This is a genomic window from Streptomyces sp. NPDC054840 (genome assembly GCF_053611065.1).
This window is the reverse complement of record NZ_JBSGZP010000198.1, coordinates 1-11,120: the sequence shown is the minus strand read 5'-3', so window position 1 is coordinate 11,120 and position 11,120 is coordinate 1. Positions and strand designations below refer to the sequence as shown.

The following is an 11,120-nucleotide window of genomic DNA, read 5'->3' as shown; positions in this document are numbered from 1 at the left end:
CCCTTCTACGCCGAAGGCGGCGGCCAGCTCGCCGACCAGGGCCGCATCAAGCTCGACTCCGGCGCCGTCATCGTCGTCCGCGACGTGCAGCAGCCGGTCCCCGGCGTCTCCGTGCACAAGGGCTCCGTCCAGGTCGGCGAGGTTACGGTGGGCGCCTCCGCGTACGCCGCCATCGACATCCACCGCCGCCGGGCCATCGCCCGCGCCCACTCGGCCACGCACCTGACCCACCAGGCGCTGCGTGACGCCCTCGGCCCGACGGCCGCCCAGGCCGGTTCCGAGAACAGCCCCGGCCGCTTCCGCTTCGACTTCGGTTCCCCGAACGCCGTCCCCGGCACGGTCCTCACCGACGTCGAGCAGAAGATCAACGACGTGCTGTCGCGCGAGCTCGACGTCACCGCCGAGATCATGAGCATCGACGAGGCCAAGAAGCAGGGCGCCATCGCCGAGTTCGGCGAGAAGTACGGCGAGCGCGTGCGCGTCGTGACCATCGGCGACTTCTCCAAGGAGCTGTGCGGCGGCACCCACGTCGGCAACACCTCCCAGCTGGGTCTGGTGAAGCTGCTCGGCGAGTCCTCCATCGGCTCCGGCGTGCGCCGCGTCGAGGCCCTGGTGGGCGTGGACGCGTACAACTTCCTCGCCAAGGAGCACACGGTCGTCGCCCAGCTCCAGGAGCTGGTCAAGGGCCGTCCGGAGGAACTGCCGGAGAAGATCGCCTCCATGCTCGGCAAGCTGAAGGACGCCGAGAAGGAGATCGAGAAGTTCCGCGCGGAGAAGGTCCTGCAGGCCGCCGCCGGTCTCGCCGAGAACGCCCAGGACATCCGTGGCGTCGCGCTCGTCGTCGGCCAGGTGCCGGACGGTACCGGTGCCGACGACCTGCGCAAGCTGGTCCTGGACGTCCGCGGCCGCATCCAGGGCGACCGCCCGGTCGTCGTGGCCCTGTTCACCGTGACCGGTGACCGCCCGCTGACCGTCATCGCCACCAACGAGGCCGCCCGCGAGCGCGGCCTCAAGGCGGGCGACCTGGTCCGGATGGCCGCCAAGACCCTCGGTGGCGGCGGTGGCGGCAAGCCGGACGTCGCCCAGGGCGGCGGCCAGAACCCGGCCGCCGTTCCGGAGGCCATCAGCGCCGTCGAGCGCCTCGTCGTCGAGACGGTCTGACGATGACTCTGCGCCGCGGCCGCCGGCTCGCCATCGACGTCGGTGACGCCCGCATCGGGGTCGCCTCGTGCGACCCCGACGGGGTCCTGGCCACACCGGTGGAGACCGTTCCGGGCCGGGACATCCCCTTCGCCCACCGGCGGCTGCGGCAGCTCGTCGAGGAGTACGAGCCCCTCGAAGTCGTGGTCGGCCTTCCCCGCTCGCTCAGCGGGCGGGAGGGGCCGGCCGCGGTCAAGGTGCGCGCCTTCGCGAACGAACTCGCCAAGGGCATCAAGCCCGTGACGGTCCGGCTGGTGGACGAGCGGATGACCACGGTCACCGCCGCACAGGGCCTGCGGGCCTCCGGCAAGAACGCCAAGAAGGGCCGGTCGGTCATCGACCAGGCAGCCGCTGTGGTGATCCTTCAGAACGCTCTTGAGACCGAACGGGTATCAGGTAATCCGCCTGGTGAGTGCGTCGAAGTGGTTGTCTGATCGCGATACGGTAACGTTCCGCGCGATGAGACGGCATTCGAACAGCCGTCGCCCACCGTCAAAGAGGCGGAACCGGGTGCCAAGGACGACGGAGTCCGTGGCCTCCGTCTCGCGGCTCTAGGGGACCGATGACTGAGTATGGCCGGGGCCGTGGCCCCGAACCCTGGCACCCTGAGGACCCCCTGTACGGGGACCCAGGGTGGACCGGGCACCAGACCCAGCAGGGCCAGGTGCCTTACGCCGGTGCCCCGCAGCAGCAGGAGTACCCACAGGAGCCGCAGTACCAGCAGCAGTACCCCCAGCAGCAGTACCAGCAGTACCCGGAGTACCAGCAGCCGCAGCCGCAGTATCCGCAGCAGCAGTACCCGCAGCAGGGGCAGTACCCGCAGCAGGCGCAGCAGCAGTACATGCAGGGCCAGTACCCGCAGCAGCAGTACGCCGAGCAGCCGCAGGGCTATGTCCAGCAGCCGCAGCCGCAGCCGCCGCAGCAGCAGCGCCCGCAGCAGCCGGTGTACGACAGCCAGGGCTGGGACACCGGGCAGGGCCAGTACACGGCGGCGGTGCAGACCGGCCCGTACGCCGGCGTGGACCCCTACACCCAGCAGCCCGTGGCGGGCTACCCCGGTGAGGCGCCCGACCGCTACAGCACGCAGGACGCCTACGCGCCGCCGCAGCCGCCGGGCCGGCGGCACCTGGAGCCGGAGCCCGTCGAGGAGCCGGAGCCTGCGGAGGAGCCGGAGGAGGGCCTGCTCACGGCCGGTGGAGGCCGTGACGGCGACGACGGCGACGACGACGGTGACGGCCGTCGAGGCGGCCGCTCCAAGGGCGGCAAGCCCAAGAAGCGCAGCGGCATGGCCTGCCTGGTCGCCGCGGTCGTCATCCTCGGCGTGGTCGGCGGTGGCGGCTACTACGGCTACAACTACATCAAGGCCAGGTTCGCCTCGGCCGAGGACTTCGCGGGCGACGGCACCGGCGAGATCGTCGAGGTCGAGATCCCCAAGGGTTCGGGCCTCATGCAGATGGGCCTGATCCTCAAGAAGGCGGGCGTCGTCGCCAGCGGGCAGGCGTTCGCCGACGCCGCGGCCAAGCTCCCTCCCGGCAAGGCCATCCAGGCCGGTGTCTACCCGCTCCGGAAGAAGATGTCGGCCGCGTCCGCGGTCGAGGTGATGAGCGACCCCTCGAAGCTGAACGTCATCACGGTCACCGAAGGCATGCGCAACTCCGCGGTGTACGCGGCCATCGACAAGAAGCTGGGCCAGCAGGAGGGCACCACCGCCGAGACGGCCAAGCGCGAGGTCAAGAACCTCGGCCTGCCGGCCTGGGCGAACACCGATCCGAAGCTCATCGACCCGCTCGAAGGCTTCCTGTACCCGGCGCGCTACGACCTCAGCAAGGACAGCACTCCCGACTCGCTGCTCAAGCAGATGGTCAAGAACGCGACCGACAAGTACGCGGAGCTGGGCATCGAGGGCAAGGCCAAGGAACTGGGCCTGGAGAATCCGCTCCAGGTGGTCACGGTCGCCAGCCTCGTCAACGCCGAGGGCAAGAACCACGACGACTTCCGGAAGATGGCCGAGGTGGTCTACAACCGCCTCAAGAAGACCAACGACATCACGAACCAGAAGCTCCAGTTCGACTCGACGTACAACTACGTCAAGAACCAGAGCGAGATCAACTTCAATCTGAAGGAAGCCCAGGCCTTCGACCACCCCTACAACACGCACTTCGTCAGGGGACTGCCCACCGGCCCGATCAACAACCCGGGCCTGGACGCCCTGACCGCTACGCTCAGCCCGGACCACGGCGGCTGGATGTTCTTCGTGTCGGTCGACGGCAACACGACGACCTTCACCAAGACCTACGAAGAGCACACGAAGCTGGCCAACGAGTTCCAGGAACGGCAGAAGCAGAAGAACGGCGGATAGCAGAACATGTCACGCATAAGGGCCGCGGTGTTGGGTTCGCCCATTGAGCACTCCCTCTCACCGGTGCTGCACCGCGCCGCTTATCAGGAGCTCGGCCTCGACGACTGGTCGTACGACCGCTTCGAGATCGACGAGGCCGCGCTCCCGCAGTTCGTGGCAGGGCTCGGCCCCGAGTGGGCCGGGCTGTCCCTGACCATGCCGCTCAAGCGGGCGATCATCCCGCTGCTGGACGACATCAGCGACACGGCCGCCTCCGTCGAGACGGTCAACACGGTCGTCTTCACCGAGGACGGCCGGCGCCTCGGCGACAACACCGACATCCCCGGCATCGTCGCCGCGCTCCACGAGCGCGGCGTCGAGAAGGTGCCCTCCGCCGCGATCCTCGGCGCCGGGGCCACCGCCTCCTCGGCGCTCGCCGCGCTCGCGCGGATCTGCTCCGGCGAGGTGACGGCGTACGTCCGCTCGGCGGCCCGCGCGGACGAGATGCGGCAGTGGGGCGAGCGGCTCGGTGTGCCCGTCCGCACGGCCGACTGGTCCGAGGCGGCCGCGGCACTGTCCGCGCCGCTGGTGATCGCGACCACCCCGGCCGGTACGACCGACGCCCTCGCGGCGTCCGTACCCGAAGGGGCGGGCACCCTCTTCGACGTCCTCTACGACCCCTGGCCGACCGTGCTGGCCGCTGCCTGGTCGCGGCAGGGCGGGCAGGTCGTCGGCGGACTCGACCTCCTCGTCCACCAGGCCGTGCTCCAGGTGGAGCGGATGACCGGCCGGGCCCCGGGCCCGCTCGCCGCCATGAGGGCCGCAGGAGAGCGGGCGATCGCCGCCCGTTAGGCTTTCCACCTGCTTATTCACAGGGGGGCGGCATGGACGGGGACAGCGCGGACCAGGTACTCGCGTCGAAGTGGGACCTCCCCTTCGTCGTCTTCACCATGGCCAGGGTGGCGTTCGGCGGCCTGCCCCTGTGGGCCAAGGCGCTCATCATCGGACTCTTCGGTTCCGTCATCCTCTGGTACGGGATCACCTGGCAGCGCGAGCGCGGCCGGCGGGCCCGCTGACGCCTCAGGCGTCCGACAGCTGGACCGAGGCCCGGTAAACCCCTCCGGACATGGGAGGATCGGGTGAGGCGGGTCCGGGCCGCGCACCCGATCGCGCCGTCGCTGTACCAGGCGCGAGCATGAGGAGCATCGTTGAGCAGGTTGCGTTGGCTGACCGCCGGGGAGTCCCACGGGCCGGCACTGGTGGCGACGCTGGAGGGCCTTCCCGCCGGCGTCCCCGTCACCACCGGGCTGGTGGCCGACCACTTGGCCCGGCGCCGGCTGGGTTACGGCCGCGGTGCCCGGATGAAGTTCGAGCAGGACGAGGTCACCTTCCTCGGTGGTGTCCGGCACGGGCTGTCGCAGGGTTCGCCGATCGCGGTCATGATCGGTAATACGGAGTGGCCCAAGTGGGAGACGGTGATGTCGGCCGATCCGGTCGACCCGTCGCTCCTCAAGGAGACCGGCCGTAACGCGGCGCTGACGCGCCCGCGGCCGGGTCACGCGGACCTGGCGGGGATGCAGAAGTACGGTTTCTCGGAGGCCCGTCCGATTCTGGAGCGTGCCAGCGCCCGTGAGACGGCTGCCCGGGTGGCGCTCGGTGCGGTCGCCCGGTCCTTCGTGAAGGAGGTCGCGGGCATCGAGATCGTCTCGCATGTGGTGGAACTGGCTTCCGCGAAGGCTCCGTACGGCGTGTACCCGACGCCTGCGGATGTGGAGAGGCTGGATGCCGATCCGGTGCGCTGTCTCGACGCGGACGCGAGCAAGGCGATGGTCGCGGAGATCGACCAGGCCCACAAGGACGGCGACACCCTGGGTGGTGTGGTGGAGGTGCTGGCGTACGGGGTGCCGGTGGGTCTGGGGTCGCATGTTCACTGGGACCGTCGTCTGGACGCGCGTCTGGCGGCTGCGCTGATGGGTATCCAGGCGATCAAGGGGGTCGAGGTCGGTGACGGTTTCGAGCTCGCGCGGGTGCCGGGTTCGAAGGCGCACGACGAGATCGTCGCGACGCCGGAGGGTCTGCGGCGTACGTCGGGGCGTTCGGGTGGTACGGAGGGTGGTCTGACGACGGGTGAGCTGTTGCGGGTGCGTGCGGCGATGAAGCCGATCGCGACGGTTCCGAAGGCCCTGGCGACCGTGGACGTGGTCACGGGTGAGGCGGCGGTGGCGCATCACCAGCGTTCGGACGTGTGTGCGGTGCCGGCTGCGGGCATCGTCGCGGAGGCGATGGTGGCGCTGGTGCTGGCCGATGCGGTCGTCGAGAAGTTCGGTGGTGACTCCGTTGCGGAGACCCGCCGCAATGTCCGGTCGTACCTCGACAACCTGCAGATCCGGTGACGGCCGGGCCACTGGTCGTCCTCGTCGGCCCGATGGGGTCCGGCAAGTCCACGGTGGGGGCGCTGCTCGCCGAACGGCTCGGCGTGCCCTACCGGGACACCGACGCCGACATCGTCTCGGCCCAGGGCCGGGAGATCTCCGACATCTTCGTCGACGAGGGCGAGCCGTACTTCCGTGACCTGGAGCGGCAGGCGGTCGCCGCCGCCGTCGCCGGGCACGCCGGTGTCCTCTCCCTCGGCGGCGGCGCCGTCCTCGACGCGACGACCCGCGAACTGCTCGCGGACCATGCCGTCGTCTACCTCTCGATGGACGTGGACGAGGCGGTCAGGCGGGTCGGGCTGAACACCGCGCGTCCGCTCCTGGCGGTCAACCCGCGCCGCCAGTGGCGCGAGCTGATGGACGCCCGCCGCCCCCTGTACACCGAAGTCGCGCGCGTCGTGGTGGCCACCGACGACCGCACCCCCGAAGAGGTCGCCCAGGCGGTCCTCGACGCTCTGGAGTTGAAGGACGTATGACAGACCAGGTGACGCGGATCCACGTCGGCGGCGGCGCCGGACACGACGCGTACGACGTGCTCGTCGGGCGGCAGCTGCTCGGCGAGCTCGGCTCCCTGATCGGCACCAAGGCCCAGCGGGTCGCCGTGATCCACCCCGAGGCGCTGGCCTCGACCGGTGAGGCGCTGCGCGACGACCTGGCCGAACAGGGCTACGAGGCGGTCGCCATCCAGGTGCCGAACGCCGAGGAGGCCAAGACGGTCGAGGTGGCCGCCTACTGCTGGAAGGCCCTCGGCCAGTCCGGCTTCACCCGCACCGATGTGATCGTCGGTGTCGGTGGGGGAGCCACCACCGACCTCGCCGGCTTCGTCGCGGCCACCTGGCTGCGCGGGGTGCGCTGGGTCGCCGTACCGACCACCGTCCTGGCGATGGTGGACGCGGCGGTCGGCGGCAAGACCGGCATCAACACCGCCGAGGGCAAGAACCTGGTCGGCGCCTTCCACCCGCCGGCCGGCGTGCTGTGCGACCTGGCGGCGCTGGACTCGCTGCCGGTCAACGACTACGTCAGCGGCCTCGCCGAGATCATCAAGGCCGGGTTCATCTCTGACCCGGCGATCCTCGACCTGATCGAGGAGGACCCGGCGGCGGCCCGTACGCCCGAGGGCCCGCACACCGCCGAGCTCATCGTCCGCTCCATCCAGGTCAAGGCCGACGTGGTCTCCAGCGACCTCAAGGAGTCGGGACTCCGCGAGATCCTCAACTACGGTCACACCCTCGCGCACGCCATCGAGAAGAACGAGCGCTACAAGTGGCGGCACGGCGCGGCCGTGTCCGTCGGCATGGTCTTCGCCGCCGAACTCGGCCGGCTCGCGGGCCGGCTCGACGACGCGACGGCCGACCGGCACAAGGCGGTCCTCGCCTCGGTCGGGCTGCCGCTGACCTACCGCGGCGACCAGTGGTCCAAGCTGCTCCAGACCATGCAGGTCGACAAGAAGTCCCGCGGGAACCTGCTGCGCTTCATCGTCCTCGACGGGCTGGCCAAGCCGACCGTCCTGGAGGGTCCCGACCCGGCGCACCTGGTGGCCGCCTACGGCGAGGTGTCGGCGTGAGCCGCCGCGTCCTCGTGCTGAACGGCCCGAACCTGGGACGGCTCGGCTCGCGCGAGCCCGATGTGTACGGGGCCACCTCGTACACCGGACTGGTGGAGAGCTGCCGCTCGCTGGGCGAGGAGCTCGGCTTCGACGTCGAGGTCCGCGAGACCAACGACGAGGGCGAGCTGATCCGCTGGCTGCACGAGGCGGCCGACGGGAAGATCCCCGTGGTCATCAACCCGGGGGCCTTCACCCACTACTCGTACGGCATGCGGGACGCGGCCGCGCAGCGCACGGCGCCGCTGATCGAGGTGCACATCTCGAACCCGTACGCGCGCGAGGAGTTCCGCCACACGTCGGTCATCGCCGCCGTGGCGACCGGAACGGTGGCGGGCTTCGGCATCGGTTCGTACCGACTGGCGCTGCGGGCACTGGCGGACGAGATCTCCGCCTGACACTCTGCCTGACGGCGCTGGTGGACGGTCGGGCCCCGGCAGTCATATAACGTTCTCGCATCAGTCGCTTGAACGAGACGGAGTGGCAGCGGATGCAGCACGGAGTGGGGGGCGGGGGCGCGGGCCGGTGGCAGCCGGGATCGCGCCCGTCGGCGCCCCCGCAGCCGCCGATACCCCCGGCGCACGGCTGGCCGGGTTCACCCCCGCCGCAGTCTCCACCTCAGCAGCCCCACCAGCCCCATCAGCAGCAGCCGTCGTATCCCTCGCAGCCGGTGCCCGCCGTGCCGGAGGCCACCGGGCACATCCCGCTGCCTCCCGCCGTGCCCGGCACCGGCGGGGCCGTCCTGGCCGTACTGCTGATCGGCCCGGCCGGCGCCGGTAAGACCACGGTTGCCCGGCACTGGGCCGCCGGCCGGCCCGTGCCGACCGCCCACGTCAGCCTGGACGACGTCCGCGAATGGGTCTGCTCCGGCTTCGCGGACCCCCAGGCGGGCTGGAACGAGCACTCCGAGGCCCAGTACCGGCTCGCCCGCCGTACCTGCGGCTTCGCCGCCCGCAACTACCTGGCGAACGGCATCTCCTGCATCCTGGACGACGCCGTCTTCCCCGACCGGCCCGTGGTCGGACTGGGCGGCTGGAAGCGGCACGTGGGCCCCACGCTGCTGCCCGTGGTACTGCTGCCCGGCCTGGAGATCGTCCTGGAGCGCAACGCGGCCCGCTCCGGCAACCGCCGGCTCTCCGACGAGGAGGTCGCGCGGATCCACGGCCGGATGGCCGGATGGTACGGCTCCGGACTGCCGATCATCGACAACTCCCACCTCGACGTCGAAGGCACCGCCCGCGCCCTCGACGAGGCCCTGGCCCGCGCCCTGTCCGCCCCTGGCGGCCGGCCCGGCCAGTAGGGGCTCTCCGCGCGCCGGGGTCCGTCCGGACCCGCTCGCCGGGCCGGATCGGCGGGGCGATCGTACGCTCGAAGACATGTCAGACGTGTACGCCGCCCGCCGGGACCTGCTTCGCGACCGATGCGCCGCCGCGGGGAACGCCGCCGCACTGATCACGCGTCCGGCGAACGTCCGCTACCTCTCCGGGGCGTCCCCGCTCGGCGCGGCGCTGCTCGTCGGGCCCACCGAGGACAGGCTCTTCTGCGCCGGAGCGCCCACCGGCGAGGCCGACGAGGGCCGCCTCGACGAGCACCTGAACGCCTCCGTCCTGGGCAGACCCGGCGGTGACCCGGCCGTCGCGGCCGCCGATCTGGCCGCCTCGCTACGAGCCGACTCGCTCGCCGTGGAGGAACACCACCTCACCGTCGGCAGGCACCGGGCCCTGCGCTCCGTCGCGCCCACACTGCGCCTCACCGACCTCGGCACCGCCGTCGAGCAGCAGCGCCTCGTCAAGGACGAGGAGGAGATCGCCTGCCTGCGGATCGCCGCGGAGATCGCCGACCAGGCCCTCGGGGAGCTGCTGGAGTCCATCCTCGTCGGGCGCACCGAGCGGCACCTCGCCCTGGAGCTGGAGCGCAGGCTCGTCGACCACGGGGCGGACGGCCCGGCCTTCCCGACCTCCGTCGGCACCGGCCCGCACTCCGGTTGCTCCCGGCACCGGCCCTCCGACCGCAGGGTGGAGGAGGGCGACTTCCTCACGGTCTGTCTGGGCGCCAACTACCGCGGCTACCGGTGCGAGATCGGCCGGACCTTCGTGATCGGCACCAGCCCGGCCGACTGGCAGATCGAGCTGTACGACCTCGTCTTCACCGCCCAGCGCGCCGGACGCGAGGCCCTGCTGCCCGGGGCGGCGTACCGGGACGTGGACCATGCCGCACGGTCGGTCCTGGACTCCGCGGGCCACTCGGAAGCCCTCGCTCCGTGGACCGGACACGGTGTGGGCCTCGAAATCGACGAGGACCCGCAGCTTGCACCTACGGCAATGGGTAAACTGGACGCTTGCGTGCCGGTCACCGTCGAACCGGGGGTTCACCTCCCGGGCCGGGGAGGTGTCCGGATCGATGACACGCTCGTCGTACGCCCCGAGGCGGACGGCGGTCCCGAGCTACTCACCATTACGACCAAGGAGCTGCTCGCGCTCTAGCCGGCTCTGCCGGCTGTGCGCGCACCCGTGGTCTTCCAGTGCAGGAGATTCCGCAACCGTGGCTTCCACGAACGACCTCAAGAACGGCATGGTGCTGAAGCTCGACGGGGGCCAGCTCTGGTCCGTCGTCGAGTTCCAGCACGTCAAGCCCGGCAAGGGCCCGGCCTTCGTGCGTACCAAGCTGAAGAGCGTGATGTCCGGCAAGGTCGTCGACAAGACGTTCAACGCCGGTACCAAGGTCGAGACGGCCACCATCGACCGCCGTGACATGCAGTTCTCGTACATGGACGGCGAGTACTTCGTCTTCATGGACATGTCCACCTTCGACCAGCTGATGGTGGACAAGAAGGCCGTCGGTGACGCCGCCAACTTCCTGATCGAGGGCTTCACCGCCTCTGTCGCCCAGCACGAGGGCGAGGTGCTCTACGTCGAGCTCCCGGCCGCGGTCGAGCTCAAGATCGAGCACACCGACCCGGGCGTGCAGGGTGACCGCTCCACCGGCGGCACCAAGCCCGCCACCCTGGAGACCGGCTACGAGATCCAGGTCCCGCTCTTCGTCACCACCGGCGAGACGGTCAAGGTCGACACCCGCACCAGCGACTACCTCGGCCGGAAGAGCGGCAACTAACCCGTGGCTGCTCGGAGCAATGCGCGCAAGCGCGCCTTCCAGATCCTCTTCGAGGCGGACCAGCGCGACGTACCCGTGCGCGAGGTTCTCGCGGACTGGATCCGCCACGCACGGTCGGACGACCGGCAGCCGCCGGTCAGCGCCTTCACGATGGACCTCGTCGAGGGTTACGCCGACAAGGTGAACCGCATCGACGATCTGATCATCACCTACGCCGTGGACTGGGACCTCGACCGCATGCCGGTCGCGGACCGGAACATCCTGCGGCTCGGTGCCTACGAGCTGATCTGGGCGGACGACACCCCGGACGCCGTGGCGATCGACGAGGCCGTCCAGCTGGCCAAGGAGTTCTCGACGGACGAGTCCCCCTCGTTCGTGAACGGGCTGCTGGCCCGCTTCAAGGACCTGAAGCCGAGCCTGCGGCGCAGCGAGAGCT

At 70.7% G+C, this 11,120-nt stretch carries 13 protein-coding genes; all 13 read left to right on the top strand.

Annotated features, from left to right (window positions below; translation table 11 throughout):
- Nucleotides 1-1,161 (top strand): DHHA1 domain-containing protein (locus tag ACWGIU_RS16480; protein WP_453706395.1); only part of this gene is annotated, 1,161 nt, incomplete at its 5' end.
- Between the two features lie 2 nt (nt 1,162-1,163).
- A complete protein-coding gene (ruvX, locus tag ACWGIU_RS16475; protein WP_030009552.1) occupies nt 1,164-1,634 on the top strand; it encodes a Holliday junction resolvase RuvX in 471 nt (156 codons plus the stop codon).
- A gap of 128 nt (nt 1,635-1,762) precedes the next feature.
- Nucleotides 1,763-3,559: an endolytic transglycosylase MltG gene (gene mltG / locus ACWGIU_RS16470; protein WP_453706393.1), complete on the top strand. Its 1,797-nt coding sequence runs from the start codon at nt 1,763-1,765 to the stop codon at nt 3,557-3,559.
- Between the two features lie 6 nt (nt 3,560-3,565).
- The gene (locus ACWGIU_RS16465; protein WP_453706391.1) at nt 3,566-4,390 is read left to right on the top strand and encodes a shikimate dehydrogenase; all 825 of its coding nucleotides are present in this window, start codon (nt 3,566-3,568) and stop codon (nt 4,388-4,390) included.
- Nucleotides 4,391-4,422: 32 nt separating this feature from the next.
- Nucleotides 4,423-4,614: a hypothetical protein gene (locus ACWGIU_RS16460; protein ID WP_453706389.1), complete on the top strand. Its 192-nt coding sequence runs from the start codon at nt 4,423-4,425 to the stop codon at nt 4,612-4,614.
- A gap of 132 nt (nt 4,615-4,746) precedes the next feature.
- Entirely contained in the window at nt 4,747-5,931 is a 1,185-nt protein-coding gene (gene aroC / locus ACWGIU_RS16455) for a chorismate synthase (protein ID WP_453706387.1), read from the top strand.
- Nucleotides 5,928-6,446, top strand: coding sequence for a shikimate kinase (locus tag ACWGIU_RS16450; protein WP_453706385.1), 519 nt, complete (start codon nt 5,928-5,930; stop codon nt 6,444-6,446). Before aroC ends, ACWGIU_RS16450 begins: the two co-directional genes overlap by 4 nt.
- Nucleotides 6,443-7,534, top strand: coding sequence for a 3-dehydroquinate synthase (gene aroB, locus ACWGIU_RS16445; protein ID WP_453706383.1), 1,092 nt, complete (start codon nt 6,443-6,445; stop codon nt 7,532-7,534). The genes ACWGIU_RS16450 and aroB overlap by 4 nt, the downstream gene beginning before the upstream one ends.
- Nucleotides 7,531-7,971, top strand: a complete 441-nt coding sequence (aroQ, locus tag ACWGIU_RS16440) for a type II 3-dehydroquinate dehydratase (protein ID WP_453706381.1) — start codon at nt 7,531-7,533, stop codon at nt 7,969-7,971. The genes aroB and aroQ overlap by 4 nt, the downstream gene beginning before the upstream one ends.
- A gap of 92 nt (nt 7,972-8,063) precedes the next feature.
- Nucleotides 8,064-8,873: an AAA family ATPase gene (locus ACWGIU_RS16435; RefSeq protein WP_453706397.1), complete on the top strand. Its 810-nt coding sequence runs from the start codon at nt 8,064-8,066 to the stop codon at nt 8,871-8,873.
- Between the two features lie 76 nt (nt 8,874-8,949).
- Entirely contained in the window at nt 8,950-10,056 is a 1,107-nt protein-coding gene (locus ACWGIU_RS16430) for an aminopeptidase P family protein (RefSeq protein WP_453706379.1), read from the top strand.
- Nucleotides 10,057-10,114: 58 nt separating this feature from the next.
- The gene (gene efp, locus ACWGIU_RS16425) at nt 10,115-10,684 is read left to right on the top strand and encodes an elongation factor P (RefSeq protein ID WP_453706377.1); all 570 of its coding nucleotides are present in this window, start codon (nt 10,115-10,117) and stop codon (nt 10,682-10,684) included.
- A 3-nt stretch (nt 10,685-10,687) separates the two neighbouring features.
- Nucleotides 10,688-11,120, top strand: a 433-nt coding sequence (nusB, locus tag ACWGIU_RS16420) for a transcription antitermination factor NusB (protein WP_453706375.1), incomplete at its 3' end; no start/stop codon positions are given.